This window comes from Edaphobacter paludis (genome assembly GCF_039993895.1).
GTDB classification, from domain to species: domain Bacteria; phylum Acidobacteriota; class Terriglobia; order Terriglobales; family Acidobacteriaceae; genus Edaphobacter; species Edaphobacter paludis.
Genome location: NZ_CP121194.1, coordinates 1,384,805 through 1,410,100 on the forward strand (window position 1 = coordinate 1,384,805; position 25,296 = coordinate 1,410,100).

Annotated in this window: 21 protein-coding genes and 1 tRNA gene; 10 read left to right on the plus strand and 12 right to left on the minus strand. The window is 55.3% G+C overall.

Going from position 1 to position 25,296, the window contains the following annotated elements:
- Positions 1 to 112: 112 nt before the first annotated feature.
- Both fliD and fliS read left to right on the plus strand, forming a co-directional pair.
- Positions 113 to 1,471, plus strand: coding sequence for a flagellar filament capping protein FliD (gene fliD / locus P4G45_RS05750; protein ID WP_348268721.1), 1,359 nt, complete (start codon positions 113 to 115; stop codon positions 1,469 to 1,471).
- 4 nt (positions 1,472 to 1,475) lie between these two features.
- Positions 1,476 to 1,949 (plus strand): flagellar export chaperone FliS, encoded by a 474-nt coding sequence (gene fliS / locus P4G45_RS05755; RefSeq protein WP_348268722.1) that lies wholly within the window; start codon positions 1,476 to 1,478, stop codon positions 1,947 to 1,949.
- Here fliS and P4G45_RS05760 read toward each other — a convergent pair whose 3' ends face one another.
- The 3 genes from P4G45_RS05760 to cyaY are packed head-to-tail and all read right to left on the minus strand — an operon-like array spanning position 1,950 to position 4,757.
- Positions 1,950 to 3,692, minus strand: a complete 1,743-nt coding sequence (locus P4G45_RS05760) for an ABC transporter ATP-binding protein (RefSeq protein WP_348268723.1) — start codon at positions 3,690 to 3,692, stop codon at positions 1,950 to 1,952. It lies immediately after the preceding gene.
- A gap of 53 nt (positions 3,693 to 3,745) precedes the next feature.
- On the minus strand, positions 3,746 to 4,396 hold the full coding sequence (locus P4G45_RS05765) for an FKBP-type peptidyl-prolyl cis-trans isomerase (protein WP_348268724.1): 651 nt from the start codon (positions 4,394 to 4,396) through the stop codon (positions 3,746 to 3,748).
- Positions 4,397 to 4,418: 22 nt separating this feature from the next.
- A complete protein-coding gene (gene cyaY / locus P4G45_RS05770; RefSeq protein WP_348268725.1) occupies positions 4,419 to 4,757 on the minus strand; it encodes an iron donor protein CyaY in 339 nt (112 codons plus the stop codon).
- A gap of 69 nt (positions 4,758 to 4,826) precedes the next feature.
- On the opposite strand from cyaY, the gene P4G45_RS05775 reads away from it, so the two are divergent.
- Positions 4,827 to 7,082 carry a Tex family protein gene (locus P4G45_RS05775; RefSeq protein WP_348268726.1) on the plus strand — a complete coding sequence of 752 codons (2,256 nt, stop codon included), beginning with the start codon at positions 4,827 to 4,829 and terminating at the stop codon, positions 7,080 to 7,082.
- Positions 7,083 to 7,100: 18 nt separating this feature from the next.
- On the opposite strand, the gene P4G45_RS05780 is transcribed toward P4G45_RS05775, so the two are convergent.
- From P4G45_RS05780 to P4G45_RS05800, 5 genes are all read right to left on the minus strand, one after another.
- Positions 7,101 to 7,796: an SGNH/GDSL hydrolase family protein gene (locus P4G45_RS05780; protein WP_348268727.1), complete on the minus strand. Its 696-nt coding sequence runs from the start codon at positions 7,794 to 7,796 to the stop codon at positions 7,101 to 7,103.
- A 111-nt stretch (positions 7,797 to 7,907) separates the two neighbouring features.
- Positions 7,908 to 9,170, minus strand: coding sequence for a sialidase family protein (locus P4G45_RS05785; RefSeq protein ID WP_348268728.1), 1,263 nt, complete (start codon positions 9,168 to 9,170; stop codon positions 7,908 to 7,910).
- Between the two features lie 18 nt (positions 9,171 to 9,188).
- Entirely contained in the window at positions 9,189 to 12,041 is a 2,853-nt protein-coding gene (locus P4G45_RS05790) for a carboxypeptidase regulatory-like domain-containing protein (RefSeq protein ID WP_348268729.1), read from the minus strand.
- A 68-nt stretch (positions 12,042 to 12,109) separates the two neighbouring features.
- Positions 12,110 to 12,502, minus strand: coding sequence for a DUF2946 family protein (locus tag P4G45_RS05795; protein ID WP_348268730.1), 393 nt, complete (start codon positions 12,500 to 12,502; stop codon positions 12,110 to 12,112).
- Between the two features lie 139 nt (positions 12,503 to 12,641).
- Entirely contained in the window at positions 12,642 to 13,022 is a 381-nt protein-coding gene (locus P4G45_RS05800) for a hypothetical protein (protein WP_348268731.1), read from the minus strand.
- 182 nt (positions 13,023 to 13,204) lie between these two features.
- Here P4G45_RS05800 and P4G45_RS05805 point away from each other — a divergent pair, with 182 nt between their 5' ends.
- The 4 genes from P4G45_RS05805 (at position 13,205) to P4G45_RS05820 (ending at position 16,983) form a co-directional block, all read left to right on the plus strand.
- Positions 13,205 to 13,702 (plus strand): hypothetical protein, encoded by a 498-nt coding sequence (locus P4G45_RS05805; RefSeq protein WP_348268732.1) that lies wholly within the window; start codon positions 13,205 to 13,207, stop codon positions 13,700 to 13,702.
- 59 nt (positions 13,703 to 13,761) lie between these two features.
- Positions 13,762 to 14,937 (plus strand): oxidoreductase, encoded by a 1,176-nt coding sequence (locus P4G45_RS05810; protein ID WP_348268733.1) that lies wholly within the window; start codon positions 13,762 to 13,764, stop codon positions 14,935 to 14,937.
- A gap of 1,405 nt (positions 14,938 to 16,342) precedes the next feature.
- Entirely contained in the window at positions 16,343 to 16,570 is a 228-nt protein-coding gene (locus P4G45_RS05815) for an energy transducer TonB (protein ID WP_373694162.1), read from the plus strand.
- A 324-nt stretch (positions 16,571 to 16,894) separates the two neighbouring features.
- Positions 16,895 to 16,983 (plus strand) — tRNA-Leu (locus P4G45_RS05820).
- 196 nt (positions 16,984 to 17,179) lie between these two features.
- Here the strand turns inward: P4G45_RS05820 and P4G45_RS05825 are convergent.
- The 4 genes from P4G45_RS05825 to P4G45_RS05840 all read right to left on the minus strand — a co-directional run bounded on the left by P4G45_RS05825 (position 17,180) and on the right by P4G45_RS05840 (position 21,910).
- Positions 17,180 to 18,040: a universal stress protein gene (locus P4G45_RS05825; RefSeq protein ID WP_348268734.1), complete on the minus strand. Its 861-nt coding sequence runs from the start codon at positions 18,038 to 18,040 to the stop codon at positions 17,180 to 17,182.
- A 217-nt stretch (positions 18,041 to 18,257) separates the two neighbouring features.
- The gene (locus P4G45_RS05830; RefSeq protein ID WP_348268735.1) at positions 18,258 to 20,090 is read right to left on the minus strand and encodes a heavy metal translocating P-type ATPase; all 1,833 of its coding nucleotides are present in this window, start codon (positions 20,088 to 20,090) and stop codon (positions 18,258 to 18,260) included.
- A complete protein-coding gene (locus P4G45_RS05835; RefSeq protein WP_348268736.1) occupies positions 20,087 to 21,088 on the minus strand; it encodes a zinc-dependent alcohol dehydrogenase family protein in 1,002 nt (333 codons plus the stop codon). The genes P4G45_RS05830 and P4G45_RS05835 overlap by 4 nt, the downstream gene beginning before the upstream one ends.
- A 213-nt stretch (positions 21,089 to 21,301) precedes the next feature.
- The gene (locus P4G45_RS05840) at positions 21,302 to 21,910 is read right to left on the minus strand and encodes a hypothetical protein (RefSeq protein WP_348268737.1); all 609 of its coding nucleotides are present in this window, start codon (positions 21,908 to 21,910) and stop codon (positions 21,302 to 21,304) included.
- Positions 21,911 to 22,173: 263 nt separating this feature from the next.
- Between P4G45_RS05840 and P4G45_RS05845 the strand changes: the two genes are divergently transcribed.
- The 3 genes from P4G45_RS05845 to P4G45_RS05855 are packed head-to-tail and all read left to right on the plus strand — an operon-like array spanning position 22,174 to position 25,230.
- Positions 22,174 to 23,067: a universal stress protein gene (locus P4G45_RS05845; RefSeq protein WP_348268738.1), complete on the plus strand. Its 894-nt coding sequence runs from the start codon at positions 22,174 to 22,176 to the stop codon at positions 23,065 to 23,067.
- A gap of 1 nt (position 23,068) precedes the next feature.
- Positions 23,069 to 23,935: a polysaccharide deacetylase family protein gene (locus P4G45_RS05850; protein WP_348268739.1), complete on the plus strand. Its 867-nt coding sequence runs from the start codon at positions 23,069 to 23,071 to the stop codon at positions 23,933 to 23,935.
- Positions 23,935 to 25,230, plus strand: coding sequence for a putative glycoside hydrolase (locus P4G45_RS05855; protein ID WP_348268740.1), 1,296 nt, complete (start codon positions 23,935 to 23,937; stop codon positions 25,228 to 25,230). Before P4G45_RS05850 ends, P4G45_RS05855 begins: the two co-directional genes overlap by 1 nt.
- Positions 25,231 to 25,296 lie beyond the last annotated feature (66 nt).

Genomic DNA, 25,296 nt, shown 5'->3' on the forward strand with positions numbered 1-25,296 from the left:
GCCGCCGCGATTTCATCTTCGATGAGATGACATTAACTGCTTCTAATTCGCCCAAGGTCTGCATGGCCTGGTGATTGCTACGGACTGCATGGAATGGTGACTGGAAGGTGACATGGGTACGGTCGGAATAAATTTTGGAGCGGCCAGCAGCGGGCAGGGCTTTGATGTGGCGTCCACTGTCACGGCAATTCTCGCGAGTCAACAGGCGATTGAAAGTCCTTGGAAGAGCCAATTGACCGCGTTGCAGGCACAGGATGCAGTCTTTACGACGCTCGGCACTGATCTTTCGACACTCACGACTGCTATGCAGTCGCTGACCGACTTCAACGGCGTGCTGGCGCAAAAACAGGGGGCCAGTTCCGATACCAATGTGCTGGCGTTGACTTCGGCTACTTCCACCGCTATCGCCGGCAGCCATACTATCTCCGTCACTGCGCTGGCGCAGACATCGTCCGACTACTCGGACACGCTTGCGAATGGAGCGGACACGTTGTCCGGCAGCCTGACTATTCAGGGACATACGATCACGGTGGACAGCAGCAGCAACACGCTTGCGTCGCTGGCAGGGGCCATCAATCTGGCTGGGATAGGCGTCAATGCCAGCGTTATTACCGACGTCTCCGGTTCGCGACTCTCTCTGGTGAGCGGAACCAGCGGCTCAGCAGGGCAGCTTACGATTACCGGCAATAGCCTGACCGATGCGACTACGAGTACAGCCATTGGGTTTAATACTGGACAAACCGGACAGGACGCCAGTCTGAACGTGGATGGGGTTGCTCTCCAGAGTGCTTCCAATACTGTGAGCAGCGCGATTCCGGGTGTCACCTTTCAACTGCTGACCTTGTCCGCGGCGCCGGTGCAGGTACAGATCACCAACGATACGTCGGCGGTGGGGACAGCCATAGGGAGTGTCGTGGCCGCTTACAATGCCGTGGTCAAAGACATCAATGGTCAGGAAGGGAACGATTCGAGCGGGAACGCTCAACCGCTCTTTGGCAGCACCACATTGGCTTCGCTGCAGAACGATCTATCGAGCGCGCTCCTTGGCGGAGCCGCGAGCGGTTCCATCAGCAGCATTACTCAATTAGGCATCGGGTTCAACCAGGACGGGACATTGAGCCTGAACGCTGACAACCTCAATACGGCGTTGAACAACAACTTCTCCGACGTTGTTGGATTTCTGCAGAATGCGAGCAGCTTTGGACAGACCTTCGCCAACACGCTGAACAACCTTGGTACCCAGTCGCCTAACGGCGCCATTTATCTCGCCCAACAGCAGAACAGCGCGCAGGAAGCGACACTCACGCAGAGCATCAGTAACGAGGATGCGCTGCTGGCCACGGAAAAAACCACACTTACAACGGAATTGAATACGGCCAACCAGGTTTTGCAGTCGATTCCCGCTCAACTCAATCAAGTCAACGAGATGTATAGCGCCGTGACTGGCTACAACACAACTCCAGGAGGATAGTCACATGAATGAGACGAGCTATCAGCAGCAGGCTTTAGTAGGAGCGACAGGGGTGGAACTTGTGGTCGCTCTCTATGACGCGGCTATCCGCTTTCTTTATCGGGCGATGCAGTGCGTGGAAGAGGGAGACGTTCGCGGGCGGCGGGTTGCCGTGAACAAGGTGATCGATATCCTGATGTATCTACAGGCACGGCTGCGCCCGGATGTGGGTGCGAGCGTTGCGTCGTCGCTGGCCGACTTCTATGCTGCGATGTTCACCATGACGCTGGAGGCATCGCATATTGCCTCGAAGGAGCAGTTTGAAGAGGTGATTGCCTGTGTGCGGAACGTTCGCGATGCATGGGTGATTGTCGCTCGCGATCCGGAGGCGGGAAGGGTACTGCCCCGAGAACTGCGGACGAGAGAAGAGAAGTTTGTGCGGGTCACAGAGATTCAGACCACGACGAGCGAACCCGTCGTATCGCGTTGGCTTGCTTAATTATGTAGCGATGGATAATTCTTCTTCGAGCCGCTGCTTTTCAAACAGGCTGGTGTAATAGCCATTTCGTGCAAGCAACTCATCGTGTGTTCCTCGTTCTGCGATGCGGCCGTTGACCAGCACGGCGATCTGATCGGCGTTGCGCGCAGTGGAGATGCGATGCGAGATGAAGACAGTGGTGCGGCCCCGCATGCCTTGTCGCAGCCCGCTCAGGATGCGCTCTTCTGTATAGGTATCGACGCTGGCAAGAGCATCGTCGAGAACGAGAATGCGGGGGTCGCGGATGACTGCGCGGGCGATGGAGGTGCGCTGTTTCTGCCCTCCGGAGAGCGTCACACCGCGCTCACCAACCATGGTATCGAACCCTTTTGGGAACTCTAGAATCTCGGTGCTGATGTGGGCGATGCTGGCGGCATCCTCCACTTCTTCGCTGGTGGCGTCAGGCTTGCCAAAGGCAATGTTTTTGCGGATGGTCTCAGAGAAAAGAAATGTCTCCTGTGGGACAAACCCGATGCTCTTGCGAAGTTCGTCGAGCGTGAAGTGGCGAATGGGTTGACCGTCGATGAGGACCGAGCCGGGTGGTGCGTCGTGCAGGCGGGGGATGAGGCTAACCAGGGTTGACTTGCCTGAGCCGGTGGGTCCGACGATTGCCAGGCTGGTGCCGGCAGGAATGTGAAGGTTGATGTTGTGCAGGACGTCGGCCGAGTTGGGATACGCGAAGGTGAGATTGCGGAATTCGATGTCGCCGGTGATAGGGCTGTCGGTGGCGTTTGGATCGTCTGCTATCAAAGGCTTCTGCTTGAGGAGTTCGTCGATGCGGACGACTGAGGCGGTGCCGCGCTGGAAGAGGTTGACGACCCAGCCGACGGCGATCATGGGCCAAGTGAGCTGCACCATGTAGACGATGAATGAGGTGAACTGACCGACTGAGATGCGGTGGGAGACGACTTCGTGACCACCTACGAGCAGCGTAATCATGAGCGACAGGCCGAGGACGAATTCAAGCGTCGGCCAGAGCATGGCCATGAGACGGACGAGGTAGAGGCTGCGACGGATGTATTCCTGGTTGGCGGTCTCAAAGGAGGCTATCTCGGCCTCTTCCTGAACGAAGGCACGGATGAGGCGGGCTCCTGAGAAGTTCTCCTGCGCTTTGGCAGAAATGTCAGAGAACATGGCCTGGATGCGCTCGAAGCGGCGATGGATACGCGCGCCGAAGTATTGCACCAGGACCGAGGCGATGGGGAGGGGAACGAAGGCATAGAGGGTCAGCTTTGGGCTGATGCGAATCATGAAGGGCAGCGCGGCGGCGGTGAAGACGATGGTATTGGCGCTGTACATGATGGCCGGGCCGAGAAGCTGCCGGACGGCGTTGAGATCGTTGGTCGTGCGAGCCATGATGTCGCCGGTGCGGTGTGTGTGGAAGAAGCTGGCGGACTGGCGTTCGAGATTGGCGAAGAGATCGTTGCGGAGGTCGTATTCGATGTCACGTGAGGCGCCGATGATGACCTGTCGTGTGATGTAAAGAAATATGGCGGATAATACGGCAATTACGACAAGCCGGAGTGCGTGGTGGACGACTTTGGCTTCGGTGAGGCCATGTTGCATGTCGTCGATTGCGCCGCCGATGACAAGCGGGATGAGGACTTTGATGACGTTGTAGAAGATGACAGCTACGCCGCCCCAGGCGAGGCTTTTCCAGTATCGCCGGAGGTAGGGGAAGAGCGGTCTGAGTCTTTCGAGCATAAGCGTTGGTCTAGGTGGGCCAGTCGGTTTACGTTGCCTCGGATTAGACGCGATTAGAGGGCCTCTGGATGCGAAGAAGATTGGGTCTGGGCACCGGATGCTGCCGCGGCCGGTTTGGTCTCCTGTGCGGGTGATTCTGCCGGAGCGGAGCCGGCTTCGGGCTGCGATGTGGAATCTGCGGCGGCGGGCTTGGGGGCAGGAGGTTCCGGCTGGGTGTCGGACATGCTTACCAGTTCGACATCGAAGACGAGGTTGGACTTGGCGGGAATGACGGGTGGGCGGCCTGTTTCTCCGTAGGCGAGCTGATAGGGGATGAAGAGACGGCGTTTGCCACCGACGTGCATGCCTTCAAAGCCGGTGTCCCAGCCGATGATGACTCGCTTGGCTCCGTAAGGAAAGCTGATGGGTTCGCCGCCGGGATGGTCGTAGGAGGAGTCGAACTTGGTGCCATCAGGAAGCCAGCCGGTGTAGCGGACCGTGTACCACTTCTGGGTCTCGGCGATGGGGCCTTTGCCAATGATGATGTCGATGTACTTCAGCGAGTAGAGGGGCTTGGGAATTCCGGGCACTCTCGGGATTTTGGGGACAGGGGATGTTGTTGCGGGGTGATGGTGAACGACGGTAGTTTTATGGGTTGTAGTCTGGGCGGTGGAGGCTACAGTGATGGTGGCCAGCAGGGCGAGCGAGGAGAGCATTAGCTTCATTGGGGGTCTCAGATTCAGGGAATTAGGAGAGAGTGATGCTTGCGTCGTTGAGGTGCTCGCGCAGGAGGCGTTGTGTGAGGGTCTTCAGGTCTTCTCCGGTTTTGGGGAGGACGAAGGCGCTGGTGGCCTCGGACCATTCGAGCTTGAAGCTGGTGGAGGTGGCGGAGATCCAGAGCTGGCGGACGGGGGTGTTGGGCGTGAGAACGAACTTGCTGGTACCGTCTTCGAAGACGATGTTGAGCACGCCGTTGTTCTCTTCGGCTTCGAAGGCCTCGGAGTCCTCTTCGGCGACGATGAGGGATTGCTTGAGAGCTTCGAGGGCGCGGTCGTATTCGCGGCGGAACGTTGTTTCGTCGAGCATAGCTTTAGTTTAGCGCGGGTGAGTAAGAACGGATTTTCCAGATGGTTTACCGCTAGGATGGGAATATCCATGGCCGATCCTAAAGTCCTCTCCCCTGAAATTCTTCTTCATATCGCTACTTCGTTGAATGTGCCCATGCGTGGGTTGGTTGCTGTGATTGAACTGCTCAATGAGGGTGGAACTGTCCCTTTTATTGCGCGGTATCGGAAGGAAGCTACCGGAAATCTTGACGAGGTTCAGATCCGCGACATCGAGGAGAAGCTGGCTTACTTTCGCGATCTGGTGGCTCGGCGGGAGACGATTCTGGCCTCCATTCTGGAGCAGGGTAAGCTTACGGATGATCTGAAGGCGCGCATCGAGGCCACTTTGGATAAGAGCGAGTTGGAGGACCTTTATCTTCCTTACAAGCCGAAGCGGCGGACCAAGGCTACGATTGCCCGAGAGAAGGGGTTAGAGCCGCTGGCGCTTTATCTGATGGCGCAGGAGAGCGGGGCGCAGTCACTGGCTGAGTTGGCTGCTGGGTTTGTGAATGCAGAGAAGGAAGTGAACAGTGTGGACGAGGCGCTGGAGGGTGCGCGACATATTGTTGCCGAGGTATTGAGCGAGGATGCCGACTTGCGAAAGGCGCTGCGGCAGCTGATGTTTGACGAAGGCGTGATCGTGAGCCGTAAGGCGATGGACGCGGTGGATGAGCAGGAAAAGTTCAAGATGTACTACGAGTATCGTGAGCCGGTGAAGACGATTCCGTCGCATAGAATGCTGGCAGTGCGACGGGGTGAGAGCGAGTCAGTACTTTACTTTCTAATCGAGATGGAGCCTCTGCGGGCGTTGGGTGTGATGCGTGCGCGAGTGCTGCGAAGAGAGGGAGATTGGACGGCGCAGCTTGAGCTGGCGATCGAGGACGCATGGAAGCGGCTGCTGAATCCTTCGATCCAAGGCGAGCTTCGGCTGGAATTGAAGAAACGTTCGGAGACGGATGCGATTCAGGTCTTTCGGGATAATTTGCATCATCTGTTGCTGGCTCCTCCGGCAGGGCCGATTTCGATTCTGGGGATCGATCCTGGGCTGCGGACTGGCTGCAAGGTTGCCGTGGTGGATGAGACTGGCAAGTTTCTGGCGAATGACGTGCTTTATCTGCATACGTCGAAGGGCGCTGCGGATGGCGCGGCGAAGGTGCTGGAGAAGTTGCTGGTGCAGCACAATGTTCGTGCGATTGCGATTGGTAATGGAACGGCTTCGCGAGAGACAGATGCTTTTGTGCGTGACTTTCTACGCGAGCGGCGGCTGGACAATATCTTTTCGGTGACGGTGAGCGAGTCGGGCGCGAGTATTTATTCGGCTTCGGATATTGCGCGGCAGGAGTTTCCTGATCTTGATCTGACGGTGCGGGGCGCGATCTCGATTGCGCGGCGGTTGCAGGATCCGCTGTCGGAGTTGGTGAAGGTCGATCCGAAGTCGATTGGTGTGGGGCAGTATCAGCACGACGTCGATCAGCGGCAGTTGCAGCAGTCGCTGGAGACGGTGATTGAGAGTTGCGTGAACCGTGTCGGTGTGGATTTGAATACCTCTTCGTGGACGCTGCTGCGCTATGTTTCGGGGATTACGGAGCGGACTGCGCTGAATATCGTCAGCTATCGGAATGAGCATGGGCAGTTTCGCTCGCGGGCCGAGTTGAATAAAGTTACCGGGATTGGCGCGAAGACGTTTGAGCAGGCTGCGGGATTTTTGCGGATACGCAATGGAGAAAATCCGCTGGATATGACGGCGGTGCATCCTGAGTCGTATGGAGTGGTGGAGGAGATTGCGCGGTCGCTGGATGCTCCTGTGGGCGAGCTGATTCGCAGGCCGGAGCTGCTGGCGAAGGTGGATGCGAAGCAGCTTTCGGCAGGGACTTACACGCTGAAGGACATTCTTGAGGAGCTAAAGAAGCCGGGGCGTGATCCTCGCGACAAGTTCGTTGCGCCGAGCTTCAATGAAACGGTACGGGAGTTCGCCGATGTACAGCCGGAGATGGTGCTGGAGGGCGTGGTGACGAATGTGACGAAGTTTGGCGCGTTTGTCGATATCGGTGTGCATCAGGATGGGCTGGTGCATGTCAGCGAGTTGTCGAACCGGTTTATTAAGGATCCTTCAGAGGCTGTGAAAGCGGGACAGATTGTTAAGGTGAAGGTGTTGAGCGCGGATGCGAAGTCGAAGCGGATTGCACTTTCGATGAAGGCGCTGATGGGACCGGCGCAGCGCGTACAGCGGGAGGCTCCGAAGAAGCCTGAGGTTTCGATGAACGACAAGTTGAATATGCTGAATACGAAGTGGAAGGTTTCTTAGGGTGATGTCGCGAGCTCTTTAACGAGCCGACAATAGTTTTTCGATAATTTGCTGGACTTGTTTTGCCTGTGCGGCGCTGCCTGCTTCGGTGTAGTGAACGCTGCCGTTGTGCAGGTCGTCGTGAGCGGCCATGAGGGCGTGCTGATCGTCGATGGGGATATGAAAGCGCTGCATGGTGCGGAGGGATTCTGCGTTGCGCTGGTCGATGCGCGGGTTGGTGGCTCCGCCGGAGTCTGCCGTGTGGACAGGTGTGGTGGTGGCCCAGACTAACTTTGCTCCATTGGATTTTGCTTGCAGAGCTTCAACAAGTTTGGGAAGGGAACTGCCGTAGGCGGCTTCGGTGTACTTCCATCCGTGCATTCCGTTGTTGAAGTGAATGACGGCAAACTTCAGCGGCATCATTGCGAAGTAGTCGTCTACCTGCTGGATGAGGCGAGGATCGCCGGAGGCGGCGGAGGTGGCGAAGAGATAACAGTTGGCGCGGCCGGCGAGCAGTTTCGTGACCTCGGGATAGTAGCCGCGGGTGATGGAGTCGCCGAGGAGAAGGACGTTGGGGAGCGCGGGATTGGGGTTGTCGGGTTTCGCGGCCCATGTCCATTCGATTGTTTCGAGGATGCTTTTTTGTGCAGGGTCTTTTGGAGTCTGTGCGATAGAGGCTGGAAGGGCGAGGATAGCGCTCAGGAGAAGAACGACGGTGCGGAGATTACGTTGCATGAGTTCCCCTGTCAGTATTATTTATATGTGAAATTATAATTTCGCTTGTGGTGGCTAGAGATGCTTATAGAACTTCGCTCCCGGCGCTGTCAAATAGTTATGTGCGTTGGCTTATAGAGAGGCGCCGCGGATGAGCGCGGCCTGGGGAGCATCAGATCCGCTCCAGATTACGTAGATGTCTCCGTCAGGGGAGAGGCTGGCGGTTGGGTAGCGCTCTCCTGACGTGTCGGCGGGGATGTGGGTTGTCGCTGAGACGTGACCTTTGGTATCGATGCGGAGTGCATAAGGAGTGAGACTGTTCCAGTCGCCGCTTTTTGTGGATTGGCGACCTGAGAAGACGAGGGCGATGGTGCCGTCGTCGGCCATGGAGAGATAGGGGTGGTTTGCACCTTCGATGCCCTTGCTGACGGAGATTTCTTTTGAGAAGGTTTGGCCGCCATCGCTCGACGACGTCAGGCGGATGCCGGGGTGACCGCCTGTGGCGGTGTACCACGCGACGATAAGCTTATCGCCCTGCACTGCCAGGACTGGGCCGGATTCGGGACAGCCGAAGAGCTTCCAGCGATCGTTGGCGATGCGGACGGGCGCGCCGAAGTGTTCGCCGTGATCGGTGGAGGTAGCGACGGCAATGTCCCGCTCGTTGTCGGCGTAGACATGGCGGTAAGCGACGTAGACCTTGCCGTTGGCTGCGATGGCGACCGAGGGACGGCAGCAGGGACAGGCGAGGGTTGCTACTTTTACGTTGTGGTGAAAGGTCGCGCCGCGATCGGTGGAGCGGGCCAGGTAGACATTGAAGGTTCCGGTGGAGCCTGAGGTGTTGTCGCGGCCATCGAGCCATGCGGCGTAGACGTCACCGTTGGGAGCGACGGCGAGAGTGGCGAAGCCGGAGTAAGACTTGTCCGTGGCTGGCTTGTCGGTGACCAGGGTCGTCACTGGCGGCGTTGTGCCCATGCCGGAAGAACGGGCTTCTACGAGTTGAGTTTCGTCGGAGTCGTTTTTCTGCTGCCAGAGTGCGAAGGCATACATCCCATGTGCGACTAGTTGTGGAGCGTTTTCTGCGGAGGTGTTTACGGTTTCGCCGGATGAACTGAGTGTGGTTGGAGGCATCCAGTGTTCTCCGGCCTCGTGGGACATGCGCAGGATGAGTTCTGTCTTTTCTACGGCGAGGAGATAGAGGCCGCCGGTGACGGTGGCGGCAATGATGGGACGTTTTGCCTCGATGCCGAGTACGTGCGGATGGGGTTCGAAGACGAAGGCCTGGTGCTGCGTTTGGATGAGAGGCCGCGTGTACTGCCAGAGAAGAAACGCAATGATCAGCAGGAACGCTAATGTGAGACTGATTGCAATGGTGCGGTTGATCGAGCTTCTGGTCATCACGTTTCCTTTTGATTGTTAGAAGTTCAGGCGGGCTGCGAGTTGGACCTGTCTGGGATCGCCGACTGCGGTTGGGTGGCCGAAGCTGGAGTTGGATGCGTTGGGGTACGTGCCTGTGCCGAAGGTCCCGTTGGGGATAAGGTCGTTGCGGTGGTTGAGTGCGTTGAAGGCTTCGGCGATGGCTTCGAGACGGAAGCGGTTGCCAAGTGGAAAGGTACGGCTAAGACGGGTGTTCATGTTGAAGAAGTTGAAGCCTACACCGGAGTTGCGTGCGATGACAGTTCCGGGTAGCGCACGGGTGCAATTGGTGATGCCGGGCACGCAGGGGCGCAACGTTGTGCCCTGAATGCTGTTGGTTCCTGTAGTGATGTTGAGGGGGAGCGGCGAATAGTACTGAAGCATGGTGCTGAGGAGGAAGCCGTTGGAGAGGTGGCTCCATAGGCTGTGTGATGGGTTCATCGAGCTATGAATGGTGCCATCAAAGACGAGGCGGTTTCGCTGGTCGTCGTCGGAGAAACCGCGGTCTTCAGCTATGTCAAAGTTATTGATAGGAGAGCTGAAGAAGAACTCACCCACGTCGTCAATAGCCTTTGACCAGTTGTAGGAGATGCGATAGGCACCCCAGCGTGTGGGCTTTTGCTGGAAGGAGACGGAGAGGCCATCGTAGTAGGAGTCGCCTGCGGACTGGTACTGCTTGTTGTTACCGTAGGCGGCGTTGGGGCGGCAGCCGTTGTTGTTGCCGGTGGCGATGCAGGTGGGAGTGTTCTGGTTGATGGAGGCTAGTAGATGGAGCCCGCGCAGGTGCTGGTAGCTTATGCTCAGAGTGCTGCTGGCGTTGAGTTGCTGCTCGACTTCGAGGCTGGCCTGTTCAGAGTATGCGTTCTGGATATGTGGGGCCATCGTCGTGAAGTTGACCAGAACTCCGGTGGGGAGCGTAGTGAGAATGTTGGGGAAGGCGGGGGCTCCGGTTTGCGTGGGTGAGACGCTGACGGTGACGAACGTCGAGCTGTTGATGTTGGTTGTGTTGCCGCTGGACTGGAGCGCGTTTGAGAGCGGTCGCAAGGGAACTCGATCGTAAAAGATGCCATAGCTGCCGCGCACGACGGTGGTGCGGTGAGTAAAGGGTGACCAGGCAAAGCCGAGGCGCGGGGAGATATTGTTGGTGTCGGTGGCGATGGATTTCAGGAATTGCAGATCGTAGCGCAGACCGGCGTTGAAGGTGAGGGATGGTGTGAGTTTCCACTCGTCCTGCGCGTAGAGGCCGAGGTTGGGGTTGGTCTGAGGGACGATGGGGTTGCCGAAGGATTGCGTATATCCGGAGTTGTTATAGGTTCCGTTGAGGAAGTTACTGAGAGACGAAAAGGAGTAGCTGCCTCGGTTGGACATGGGGAAGGTGATGGTGAGGTCGTTGAAGAGGAAGTCCGTACCGACTCGCAGGGAGTGATTGCCTGTCTGATGAGAGAGGTTGTCGACTACTTCGTAGAGATTGTCGAGTCGTCCGGTGGGCGACGCGGAGAGTGTGCCGAAGGATGCAATGCCGGAGATGCTGACGGCGGGACCGATGGCATCGTTGGGCAGCGCGGTCAGGTTGCTTCGAGTGAACTGGCCGCGAGTTTCGTTGACGGTGCGAGGAGAGATGGTGAAGATATTGCTGATGGCTATGGTCTGGTCGAGATCGTGGAGCGACGCGGCGGCACTGACGGCGCTTAATCCACCGACGCCTCGTGAGTTCTGACTCTCTACTTCATAAAGACTGTAACGCGCGCTGAGTTGGTCGCTATCGTTGAGGTGATGGTCGATCTTGGCGAAGATGTTATTGGTGCGGATTGGGTTGGAGTAAAGCCCGGTGGTGATCTGTGGACCTTGGTATCCGATGGTTTGGAGGTGGCTGTTGATGGCGGCAACGTTGGCGGGAGCGATGGTGATAAGGCCGTCCTGATTGAGCTGCTTGCGCTCAAAATTGGCGAAGTAGAAGGTGCGATTGCGCAGGATTGGGCCGGCGAGGCTGGCTCCGTATTGGGCTTGCGTGATGGGGAGTTTGCTTTGCGAGAGAGCGTTGTCGGCGTTAAGGCGTTGATTGCGCAGGTAGCCGTAGAGACTGCCGTGGAGTGCGTTGGTACCGCTCTTGGTCACCATGTTGATGTAGCCGCCGAGGGCGCGGCCGAACTCAGCCTGACCGCCGGAGGTGACGACCTGAAACTCGCGGACGACGTCGAGGGCATAGAAGGTTCCGGTGAGTCCGGCCGCGTCGTCATTGGCAGAGAGACCGTCGACGACGAAGCTGTTGGAGAAGTTGCGCTGGCTGCCGATGGAGATGCCCTGGCCGGGAACGGCGGATGTTTCGGCGAAGAGTTGAGTGCTGGCAGTGTTGGTGGCGGAGACGCCGGGGACGAGAAGAGCGAGGTCGAGGAAGTTGCGGCCGAGTAAAGAGAGGTTTTGGATCTCTCCGGGTGAGATTGTATTGGCTACTTCGCTTCGGTTGGTTTCCAGTATCGGGGGTTGGCTGGATACGTTGACTGAGGTTTGGGTTCCGGCAAGGGCGAGTGAGATTTGCAGGTCGAAATCAGCGCCGACGGTGAGGGTGATGGAGCGGTTCGCTTCGGCGAAACCTTGTTGATGGACCAGGACGTTGTAAGTGCCAAGGGAGAGATAGGGAAAGCGGAAACGTCCGTCTTTGCTGGTTGAGGTCGTGCGAGAGAAGTTGGTTGCTGTCTGGGTTGCCGTGACGTGCGCGCCGGCGATGACTGCGCCCGATGGGTCGGTTACCCTGCCGCTGAGAGAGGCATTGTTGACGGTTTGCTGCGCGCCGGCTATTGCGATAGCTGCAAAGATAAATGCGATGACTGCAAGGTGATGCTTAAGAAGCTGCACTGATTCCTCCGGTGGTTCGGGTGCGGCGGACAATTCTTGTGGCATGCCGCACTGTCCATTTCCTGCGCTTAGGAGCGGGAGAGGATCGGTGAAGGAGGGCCGCGCTTCTGGTGGGAACGGTCAGGGGAGAGGCTAAAGGGAGCTTCTGTTTGGGGCAGGTTAGTCCGAATGCTGACTGTGTCTGCGGAGACTGCTGTCTGAACCTCGTCGGAGACGAAGGGAAGATTGATCGCTATGACCGTGAAGAGGTTGTAGGGGCAGGTCTCTTGAATGCTTACGGTGTGTGCTTGGCCGGTGTCGCTGGCGGAACGCTGCGCTAGCTTGGCCATCATGCAATGGTGCTTGCCGTCGCGGCGGCAGCAGACGGGCACGTTCGCATCTACCGCAGACGCCGTGAAGAGCGGCGAGACCAGCGGCAGCGTGAACAGCAACAGCAGCGAGAGGGAGAGAAGGCGGCGCACGAGCGACCCGATGCAGCGATAGTTGGAGATTGGCTTTAGCCGATGACTGGAGGTGATTCGGGTTCGCTGAGGCGTTCCATCAGTATCGGAACCTTGAGTTGCACGGGCGAACGAAGCGGAGTCAGATCGGCTTCAGAGACTAGGAGGCTTGCGTGGGAGGGCCCCGCTTTTGCCATGCCGTGTCGAGCACAATCCGGACGTGAGCGTAGATAGGCGCCTTGATTGTGGCGTGATGAACTGATTCACGAAGCAGACGCGCAGTGGCATTAAGCCGGGCATCATTATGCCGGACCAAGGTGGCTGGTTTGGGATAGAAAGGGCACTTCGTCGAAAGAGTGGAGATTGTGACCTGATGGGCGGAGATGTTCGACCGCCGCATCTTCATCTGGCAGTGATGAACTCCATTGCGGCGGCAACAGGCTGGCAGGTTAGCGTCTGAATTTGTGGAGAGCGCAAGTAGAGGTGACACCAGCGGAAAGCTGAAGAGCAGCAACAGCGAAAGTGCCAGAAGGCGGCGCACACTGCGATTGTAGCTGACGGCACTTGCAAGGATTTTGCATTGGGAGCGACCCGCGCGAGGCTTCTGCGTTTATTGAGAGGGTTATCCATCGGGTTCCTGCGAAAGACAGGGTGATTCGCCAGGGTTAAACTTGGTAGATGAATCAGAGATATTTCAAAATGTGTTTGCTGGGGATGATGACGTTGGGACTCGCTGGAATGGCACGCGCGCAGACGGCGATTTATGGTGAGTTCACTGCGGCCAAGCTCAGTGCTCCTAATACGTCGTGGATGTATGGACCGACGATCGGTTTGTATCACGACTCAGGACATGGGTTGTTGGCCACTGGGCTTGATGTTCGAGGAACCTTTGCGGGTCGTGGAAACACAAATGGAGCGTATTCCAGCGAGACGCTCGATACCCTGCTGGGCGGAGTGCGGCTTGCGGTGACGCCTCGTGTTTTGCCGTTCAAGCCGTATGGAGAGGTGTTGGGTGGCTTCGGACATTTGAAGACCGGACAAGGGACAGCGCGGACTTCGTCGACCAAATTTGCCTATCAGTTTGTTGGTGGTGTTGACTTTACCATTTTGCCGAGGTTGGATTGGCGGGCGGTGGAGTTCAGCTATGGCAGGCTTGCGGGACTCGGCGACAGCTTCGTTCCGAAGACGCTGAGCACGGGAATTGTGTTTCGGCTGCCGTAAATGGGCAGCCTCGTACGAATGTATTTTGCGGAATCGCCATTACCTTTTATCATTTAAGGATGACTGAGGTTTTGGAGCAGGAAGCTAAGGGAGCGCAGACGCACGCGCCGAAGTACACACGCAATAATCCGTATTCTTCGACGGTTACTGTAAACGAGCTATTGACGGCTGAGGGATCGGAAAAAGAAACTCGGCATGTCGAATTATCGCTCGAAGAGGGAATGACTTATACCCCCGGAGATGCGGTCGGGATTATCCCCGAAAATCGCCCTGAAGCCGTTGCAGAGGTTTTGGCGGCGCTGGGTTTCAAGGGTGATGAGCGTGTGCTCGACCACTATAAGGTCGAGATCAGTCTCGAGGAGGCGCTGCGGACGCGGCTGGGTATCGGAAAGCTGGCGCGTGGCAGCGTGAACCAGTACGCAAAGCTGGCCCCCGAGATTGAAGGGCTGAAGGTGATGGTCGGCCCGGAGCACAAGGCGCGCGCAGAGGAGTATTGCTGGGGACGCGAATTTGTTGACCTCGCGACGGATTTTCCGCATGTGGTGAAAGATCCGCAAGAGCTGTTCCATGTGCTGCAACGGCTGACGCCGCGGATGTACTCCATTGCTTCGAGCCAGGCAATGCACAAGGACAATGTGCAGACGACGGTGCGGGTGGTTCGGTATGACGCGCACGGCCGCACCCGCCAGGGAGTGGCGAGCGGCCATCTCGGCGACCGCGCCGGCGTGGGTGTGAAGATGCCGATCTTCCTTCATGCGAATGGCAACTTCCGGCTGCCGGAAGACACGTCAGCTCCCGTCATTATGATTGGACCGGGAACCGGCATTGCGCCGTTCCGCGCCTTTCTCGAAGAGCGGCAGGCCAAAGGCGAACCGGGCGACAACTGGCTCTTCTTCGGCGAACAGCGAGAGGCGCTGGATTTTCTGTATAAGGACCAACTGCAGAAGATGCACAAGGATGGCGTGCTGACCCATCTGGATACGGCATTTTCACGGGATCAGGCAAAGAAGGTCTATGTTCAGGATCGCATGCAGGAGAAGGCCGCGGAGTTGTACGCGTGGCTGGAGCGCGGCGCCTATTTCTATGTCTGCGGAGACGCGACGCGTATGGCGAAGGATGTGGAGACAGCTCTGCTGGATGTGATCGCCAGGGGGTCGAACGGGACGCTTGATCATGCGACAGAGTATCTGGCGGCAATGAAGAAACAGAAGCGGTATCAGAGAGACGTGTATTAGAGAGGTTGAGTCTGTCAGCTAAACAATAATTCAGACCAGTTTCCGGATTCTGGAAGTTGGCCTGAGTTTCTTGACGGACTTTTTCGATCCTGGCTTGTTAGCGGGTTCAGCAACAGGTGTAGTCCAATTTCTATCTGTGGATACACGTCAATTTACGAGGAGACTCGATTTACTCGACTTCACACGCAACCATTATTAAAGCGGGATCCATCATACTCAGATGTCTTTCTTTCTAGACACACAGGAGACGACCCAGCGCTTCGGCAGTCATGTCACGGAGCTCGGCTCTCTACTCGATATCAATCACATCAGGCATGGCTCGCCTAACGACCTCTTCGAATTTGCAAGAACCCTGGACAGCAGCAGCCAGTTTCGATTGGAACTTTCGGCATGGGTCAAATCGGTGGTGAAACGAGCGAACGATGAACTCCTTCTCACAGATATGATGAGTATCATCGCTGCATCTGTTGGCGGCCCCTCGGTTACGGAAACCAACGCCGACATCACTGGGCCGACAAGAACCTTGATGGAGTTCCTCCTGGGCACCGGTTGCTGGAGGCAGTTCGGCGCAGCGTCCCGGCCAATCTCCCCCCGACCCCAACCGCCGACGAAGCAGCGTGTTCCTGCTGAGGAACCGACGTCGGTACGGATCTCTCTGCCCATATCTACTGGGGGCAGCAGCACCGACGATCGTAGTAGTTTGATTGACATTTCCAATGAACTTCGCCAGACGCTTTCTCGTCTGGAAAGCAGTACGGAGCAGGTCAAACATCATCTGGACTCCATTGAGCAGCGAATCAGTAAAATAGCACCTACACCTGGGCTTCCGCCTGCACTGGCATCTGTGGGGCTTGAACCGCTTGTGCATCGTGACATCGGGACTAGCAAGCCCTCCAAGGTTGGACAATCCAATGTAGTTGATATACCCATATCTGATCCAGAACTGCCAAATCGGGGGCGCGCCGTATTCTTGCATTCAGCCTCTCTCGCTGAATCTCATCCTGAGGAGGATGAATTCTCCTCTCCAACTTTTACTTATGGCACCGACAGAGGAAAGAGCACCATTGCTCTCTGGATTTTTCTAGCTCTGGTAGTGATTGGCACGGCGATCTTTTTCTTGATTCATTCCGGACAGGGCGTTGCAACACCCGCAGTCTCGAGTTCAACGTCATCGGCTACAGGGCCGTCACCTTCTTCTCCCGCAATCGAGTCTCATCCCGGCGTTACAGAGAGTGCAGTCGGAGCTACAACTCCACATTCAATTGCATCCGATGGAGCCTCCTCGAAGGGCGCATCCGGGGATCAGGCTGGTCCCAATCGGCCCACAGTCAGGTATGTCCCCGCTAATGTAATGGAAGGATATTTAATTTCGGCACCCAGGCCTCAGTATCCTCCACAAGCTCGGATGGATCACATCGAGGGGCAGGTAGCGTTGCAGGCTACGATATCGAGGAGCGGTTCGATTGAAACGTTACATGTGGTCAAGGGGCCTCCCTCCCTGCGCGGCGCGGCGATCGACGCTGTGCGCCATTGGCGCTACAGGCCATACACTGCGGATGGGCAGGCCGTGAAAGTTGCCACTATGGTGTATGTCGATTTCACCTTGCGACCCCCTCCTGCGATGGCTCACTAAGCGTTCATTTAGCTTCTCGGGTGTTCATTGCATGGTAAGTCTGTAGACTGTGCCTGCAGGCCCTTTTGCAAATCAATTATTAGAAGCTTTCGGTCTCTGAGGCGTGTGTCGAAATGCCTTGCCGTTTCCCGCAAATTATTTCGCCGACGTTCGCCATAAGACTCTTTGTTCGCGTGAGCCTAGGGTGAAAGACCTGCTTATTTAGAGAGTTAGGCATTGCGATTGCTGGACCTAAGTGTTCCGTATTTTGGTGATCGATTGTCTGCGTGTTTTTCCGACGTCGTCAGCGGAAAAGGTAAGCTGAGTTATGCTTATAGACGGAATGCCCGGATGGTGGAATCGGCAGACACAGCGGACTTAAAATCCGCAGACCCTAATCGGTCGTGGGGGTTCAAGTCCCCCTCTGGGCACCATAGAATCAATGACTTAGAGTCGTTAATTATTTTGGATTTTGGTGATTTTTTTGCTTGGTGACTGTTTGCTTCTATGACGACTAGGGCGAGATCAAAGCGTATGCGACTCTCCTGTTGCTACTCTCGCCTGAACATGGAGCAAACTGTTTAGTCTGGCATTCCCTCGATATTTGATTCTGCAATTCTGAAATTCAAGTCAAGCGTAATGACCTCGAACGCCAAGTACGGCGACCTTGACTTCGCGGGTTACTTGAGCAACGGTTGACCAAGGAGCGTGGTCTCCAAGAACGTGGGCTCGAAGCCCAATGACGATCAAGCTGGCGCACTCCGATTCGGAAACAGCGGCAATGACTTCGGCGACCTTACCATATTCGACACGTACGTCGGCCTTACAGTAGCAATCTGCATCCGGCGGAATTAGTCGTTTGAGGTCAGCGATAGGCTCATCTTCGCGGCTGGGCGTGGGGCGCTGTTTCATCACATGAAGAAGAGTGAGCTTTGAATGAAAACGTTCTGCAAGCCCTGTAGCATACTGTGCTGCACGCAATCCGGTTGTCCTCAGGTCGGTCGCAAACAGAATGGAGCGGAAAGGATATCGTTCGGGCCTGCATTGGGGTCCGACGATCAGGACCGGACACCTCGCCTGGTGCAATACAGCCTCGGCAACCGATCCCAGGGCCAGCCGTTCTAGGCCGCTGGCGCCGTGAGACCCGACGACGATCAGGTCTATATTATCTTTGCGTGAAACTTGATTGATGAGATCTACCGTTTCGGCATAAGCAACAGTGATACTGGGCTTTAGCTGGCCGAGCCCTGGCTCGCTTAGAACGAGTTGATTAATCTGTTCCTTATCTGCATCCAGGTTGGCGTTCAATACTTCGATGGGAACGGCGCCTGTATCGATTCCGTATCCGACTGGAGTCGCGGCATGCACTATGGACAGCTTCGCTCCGAATGTCTCGCTGATCAAGATTGCCATCTTCAAAGCTAGGGTCGCGGGTCCCGAGAAATCGGTTGCAACGAGTATCCGTGAGAAAATAATTTCGCTGGTCGCCAAATGCGGTTCCTGGTCGACGGTAGGAAGGGTGGTGGCTGCGTCTCGGGAGTCCATAAGCATGCCTTTCGAACCGAAATAACGGTTATAAATTGCGATCGAAGCTCAGACTATTGCTTCAGGTCGATGGGCGCGGTGATTTAGATCACAAAATAGACGAGGCAAAGGCTATTGGAAACGCAGTGTGCGACCTGTTCCCGCATGACCATCGTCCCCTTCTTTAGAAATCCATCAGCTCTTTTGTTGAAACTGATGCACGAATCGCATTGAGGACGGCAAACAAATCGATGATCTCTTGGCCGATTGACCCCACAAGTGGCGAAAGAAAACCGAGGGCTGCGGCGATCATTCCAAGTGAACTGAGTAGCATTCCTCCTATTGCGCTTTGGAGTGCAATTCGCCGCATTCGTCTTCCGATGTGAAGAAGTTCGTCGAGCTTACCGAGCGTGGGTTCAAGAATCACAGCTCCGGCCGCTTCTGCCGTAATATCGCTGTTCTGACCGAACGCAACTCCCACGGTTGCAGCCATCATCGCCGGGGCATCATTAATACCATCTCCAAGAAAGAGTGTCGGTGCTTTCCTAGTTTCGGCGCGCACGATCTCGAGCTTTTCTTCAGGGGTTAGATTCGCACGGACATCTGCAATCCCGACGATAGCGGCAAGATGCTGGACCTCACTGTCACGATCTCCGGACAGGATCATCAGGTGCTTCACGTGATGCTTTGGTGTAAGGTGGCCAATAAATGACTTTCCTTCTTTTCTGGGGCGGTCATGAAATCTGAGTAGGCCGGACAAGCGACCATCCACAACGACTACACACTCCATGCCTGAAGTGCTCGGCGGCAAAAGAGTCGCCATTTCGGAGGGAAGCTTGCGTCTTCCCGTGACGAGGATTTTCTGTCCCCCGATGTGTCCCGTCAAGCCTTCGCCTGGTTTTTCGCTGATGTTCTCCACGTTTTGCAGAACAACGCTCCTTTCTTCGGCGGCGCGAAGAATGGCCGCCCCAAGCGGGTGCTTCGAATACTGTTCGAGACTTGCTGCCAAGCGGAGGATATTGATGGGGTCGGCGTCAGCAAGACAGACGATGTCGGTGACCACTGGCTCGCCGTGAGTCAATGTTCCTGTTTTATCGAATAACATCGTCTGAATCTGTCCGACCTGTTCGAGAACCAAAGGCTTTTTGATGACAATTCCCCGTTTTGCTGAGAGCGAAATGGCTCCAATGATCGATATGGGAATCGCTAACAGGAGGGGACAAGGTGTGGCGATGACGATGACAGCCAAAAACCGTCCCGGGCTACCACTCGTCAACCATGCAGCCGTGGCCACGATGAGCGCGATCGGCGTGTAAATAGCGCCTAAACGGTCAGCCAAGCGACGTATCCGGGGAGGATGCTGCTCAGCCATCTTCATCACCTTCATGATGCGTGCGTAGCGTGAATCGGCGGGAAGCTTCTCGGCCACGATAGTGAGAGCAAAATCTTCATTCAACGCACCGGAGATTACCTGGGAGCCAGCAATTTTCCGCATCCGAAATGGCTCACCTGTCAGAAATGATTCATCCATTGTTCCGGTCCCCGATTCAACTGTCCCGTCCACAGGACATATTTCATGCGGGAAGATAATGAGGCGATCACCGATAGCAATATCAGTTACGGCGATCTCATAGGCTTTGTCATCTATGACGTGATGAGCTACGTTAGGCATGCGTTTAGCTAGCGCGTTCAAAACGGAGGATGCGCGCTGTGTCGCGTAGTCCTCCAGTGTCTGCCCTCCTGAAAACATCAGGACAATAATGGTTGCGACCAGGTGTTCCCCCAGCATAGTGGCCGCAATGATCGAAAGGCCTGCCAAGAAATCGGAACCAAATTGCCGCTTAAGCGCTTCCCGGGATAGAGCGTATAACAAAGGCAACCCACCGACGATGATTGCGAACCATAACGGCAGAGTCGAGATCCTGTTCTTGACATGGAACGTGTAGTGCAGCAGAAGATACAGAATGATCGCCAGGAACGACACACTTACAGAGATACGATTGTATTTTTCGGTCATAGTCCATTAGGGAGAATGACGGCCGGGCCACTCAACCTGTCTTCCTTCAGACCACGGAGAGCTTCATTGATCTGATCCAGGCCAAAGGGCACGACTGCAGGTTTTAGACCGATTTCGGTCGCGACTCTCAGGAAATCTGTCCCATCCTGCCGGGTCATGTTTGTCACGCTGCGGAGTTGTCTCTCGCCCCACAGGAGCGAGTCATAGTCAAACTGCGGCATGCGATCCAAATGGATAGCATTAATCGCAACGATTCCGCCCTTATCGATCGACCGCAACGCCGCGACCACAACATCCCCCGAAGGAGCGAAGGTAATTGCAGAATCTAAGAGTTCAGGTGGAACTTCTGTACCGCCGCCGACCCATTCCGCCCCGAGAGTACGTGCCAGCCGCTGGTGATGCGACTCGCGGGTGGAAACATAGACAAGGCAATTCCACGCCTTGAGTACTTGAAATAAAAGCTGTGCTGACGAACCAAAGCCAAAAAGACCAACGTGCTGGCCCGGTTTGACTTCCGCAATTCTAAGACTTCGAAAGCCAATGATGCCGGCGCAGAGTAAGGGGGCAGCAGCGCGGTCCTCGAGCGCTTTTGGTAAGGGGAAGAGAAAGTCCGTTCGTGCAGTCATGTACTCCGCGAACCCGCCATGTTGTGTGTAACCGGTATAGGTGGGATGATCGCAAAGATTTTCGCGGCCGGTTCGACAGAAATGGCAGGATCCATCTGTGCCCCCAATCCAGGAGACACCCACTCTGTCACCCTTCTGAAAGCTGGGATCGGGAGACTGAACAATCTCTGCAACAATCTGATGGCCCGGGATGACCCAGTCCAGCTTTGGGGGCAACTCGCCTTCCACAATATGAAGGTCGGTACGACACACGCCGCAGGCATGGATTTTGAGAAGAGCATGTCCTGGCCTTGAGATAGGTATAGGAATCTCCTCAATCCTCAGGGAAGTTTCGTTGAGGGGACCTGGCGTTCTCAAAATTGCCGCTTTCATGACATCCCTATTCCGCAACTAGCCACGGGCACCGAACGATAGCCAGGAAGGCGAAAACCTTAAGGACAAAAATAGCTATAGTCCACAATTCCTCTGGCCAAGCCCAATCCTCTGACATGGTGAATTGCGATGAATACCCACCGCAAACTGCCTGCGGTGCTGTGAATGATTTGGAGAAGGAATATTGTGAATGTGCCATTTCTGTCCTCCGGCCTATAGACCACGTACATGTGCTAACTCGACGACCTGGTAATCGGCGTACAACATCCGCGCTGCCGTCAGGCACTGTGCCATACCGAATGCGACCAAATAGCCGTAGATAAGCCACGCGACGTCACGGGACGAAAGACGTTCCCCAAGAACTGCTGCAGCTGCAGCATAAGTAATCAAGAAGAGCAACGCCACGCTTGCGGCCGCATAATTCCAATGCGATATTGATCGAGTGAAAGCATGCCGCGCAACAATTGATTCTGCCATGGCTGTACAAAGAGCCTGGAATGCAATGAGGTATAGAAACCAATGAAGAGGAAAGCGGTTGTAAACGACAAAGAATAGAAGGAGGCCGACCAGCACGCCGCAAGCGCCTTGAAGTCGAAGTGCAATTCGTGGACGTCGGAGAGAGACCATGAAGCTGCTGACAAAGATCACCGTGCTATCCAACACACCATATGCAGCAAGACAGAGAATTGAAACCGCAACGGCGAAGGGCATCAGTAGCAAAGTGGAGGCCATATCTGGGATCACCATGACAGCGCTGCCTACAATTAGGGCCAGCGCGCCGCGAATCAGAATTGCAATCCAAAAATGGACATCGTTTTTCATGAGTAACCCTCCCGGATTCACATCAACAGACAAATGGCTCTCAACAACTGAGCGGTGAATTAGATCATGACGAACGCGGTACTCCGTATGGCCTTGGTGGCAAATCATCGGCCAGACAACCGTAAGTTTATGTGCGGATTTACAGCAGAGATGTGACAACCATCACACGCCCGAGTACAAGCGGTCACACTTCAGAAAGCTTAGTGAGCAATACTCTACAAGTAATGACGAGAGGTTTTGTTCCATCGACGAAGAGGTGACAAATGGCTGTGATCGGAGACCAAGTAGGACTGACGGTGGACCGCATTGTTTTGGCAACAGATTTCTCGCCGTCTTCTGAGTCGGCAACTAAATATGCAAAGCTGCTAGCCAAGCGCTTCTCTTCAAACCTCACCCTTGCTCACGTTGTAGATCTCTCAATGGCTGCCCGTTCCGAGCAAGCAGTAGTTGGGTATCCAATCGGTGATATGCGCCGAGCCAGTAGCGAAAATTTGGAACGGCTGCTCAAGGACCTGACCTCCGACAGAATTCGCGCCACGGCCCAGATACTGGAGGCCCATAATCCTGCTGCGGCGATAGTGGGTTTAGCAGAACAACTCAAGGCCGATCTGATCGTGACCGGTACACACGCGCGTCATGGATTGAATAAGGCGATCCTGGGGTCGTGCGCGGAAGGTATTTTTCGGCATGCAAGCTGTCCTGTCTTTACCGTTGGGCCAAAACTAAAGGCTCCTTCAGCGGAGAATATTGCTTTCGATAGGATCGTCTTTGCGACCGACTTCACCTCCAGCGCCGCCGAGAAAGCTGCCGTGGCTCTAGCATTCGCACAAGATAGCATGGCGACGATTTATCTCTGCCATGTTCTAAAAGACGCAGGTGCGGACATCTCCGAGATGTTTGAACTGCAGGTCAAATTTCAGTCTGCGCTCAAAAAAATGGTCCCACAATCGACCTTGGATTGGTGCACCCCAGAATGCGTGGTGGAATTAGGTGAAGTTGCTCCCCATATTCTTGGGCTAGCCAAGAGGGTTGGAGCTGACGTCATTATTTTGGGAGCTCGACGCAGTTCCACGTGGTTCGCACATTTAGCTGACGGCGTGGTTGGACACGTGCTTGCGAATGCCGAATGCCCCGTGATGACCATCTGCTCGAGCTAAATTGCCAGACAAATTGTTCCACCTTGGTTTCCTTAAGGTGAAATACAAAGCAGCGATCCGAGACAAAACGATGAAACTGAGGAAAGGATTCTTGACGAATTGGCGTCAAATGTTCGTTGTCTGTTTGCTGCTGGTGTTGTGTGGAAGGCTGATAAAAGCTCAGGAGTTTCCCATCCTTGTCTATCATCGCTTTGATTCCGCAATGCCTGGATTGACAACCGTACGAACATCCACATTTGAATTGCAGCTCGAATGGCTCGAAGACCATCATTACCAGATACTTTCTTTACGTACAGTCACCGACAAGTTAAGGACTATGAGGGATACTAATGCGCCGGCGGTCGCGATTACAGTCGACGATGGTCATCGTTCGATCTATGCAGAGATGTTTCCATTAATTCTCAAGCACCACATTCCGGTGACTCTATTTATCTACCCCTCCGTTATCTCAAATGCTTCCTATGCTCTTACATGGGAACAAATTCGACAAATGAAGCGATCCGGTCTGGTCGATGTCCAGTCCCACACTCTCTGGCATCCGAACTTTCGAAAAGAGCGGGCACGGCTTTCGGATGCTGAATATGAAGCTTTTGTTATTAAGCAACTGACACGTTCTAAGGATATCCTTTCCAGTCGGTTGGGTGGCCAAATAGATAGTCTCGCTTGGCCTTTTGGAATCCACAATTCTTATCTCGAAAACGCGGCCCAGCGTGCCGGATATAAAACCGCATTTGCGTTAGGAGGGGCCCCCGCCCGTGCCGGCGGTAATATGCTCGCCATCCCACGAATACCGGTCTCAGACAACGATACCGGTGCAAGGTTCTATCGATTGTTGATGGACCCGAGAAGAAATAGGAGAGAGAAGTAATGCAAATGCTTGTTCGACATTACCTGCTCGTTCTTTTGGTGTTGTTGGCATCATCGGCCTCTCAGGCGAGTGATGGACGAGTGATCGATGCAAGCACTCATATCGGGATCCCAAATGCTACGGTTACTGTCGGGAACAGCGTCGTTACTACCGATGGCAGCGGTAGGTTTCATTTCAAAGAGGCGAGCGGGACGATTATGGCTCGAGCGCCCGGGTACCGCGCATCTCGTGCGATGGCGAAGGACACGGTGACGGACGGCGCAACTATCCCGCTCATTTCATTTTTTCCTAGGGCGCTGTATTTAACGGTGTATGGAATCGGTTCACAGACCTTGCGAGGTGGAGCCATGGCGTTTGCGCGAGGCGGACAGATCAATGCACTGGTGATCGATTTGAAGGGAGACAGGGGTCTTATCCCCTATCCAACTGCAGTGTCCCTGGCTCGGAGGAGCGGTGCGCGCCGTCTTACAACAATCCGTGATTTGCCTCGACTTGCCAGCGAACTCCATCGGGCGGGTATTTACGCCATCGCGAGGATTGTTGTCTTCAAAGACAATCCCCTTGCCGAAGCGCGGTCAGATTTGGCTGTAAAGCGGCGTGACGGCAGTCTATTTCGAGATCGGGAGGGGCTCGCATGGGTGGATCCATTTCAAGCAGAAGTCCGAACATATAATATCGAAATCGCCGTCGAAGCTGCTGAGGCGGGCTTCGATGAGATTCAGTTCGACTACGTACGGTTTCCCGATGTATCACAAAAACTGCGCTTTGCTCAAGCGCCAACAGAAGAGATGCGTGTGCAGGCGATTGATCGCTTTCTTACAGAGGCGCGTGAGCGGCTAGTGCCTTACAACGTCTTTCTTAGCATCGATATCTTCGGCTATGTCTGTTGGAATACTAATGACACAGGTATAGGGCAACAACTTGAGCAAATCGTCAAGATTGTCGACTATCTTTCGCCCATGGTATATCCATCCGGATACAAATATGGGATACCCGGCTGCCAAGAGCCCGTCTCTCATCCCTATGAGATCGTCCACGATACTTTGGAGAATGCGCGACGACGTGCAAATGTATCGCCTCAGCGATTTCGTCCATGGTTGCAAGCGTTCAGGGACTACGCATTTGATCATCGTGCCTTCGGCCCGTCTCAAGTCGCAGAGCAGATTCGTGCAGCTGACGAGTTTGGAACAGACGGATGGATGCTCTGGAACCCTCACAATCGATATGACGATCTTGGATTAGATACTCTTCATCCTCTCACTAGAACGGCAATACCACCTCGGCCGGACCAGTAGCGTCATGGTGAGCGCGAACGCTTTGTAAGAGGTGTTTCGGATGACGCAAACAAGGGTTTCGATTTC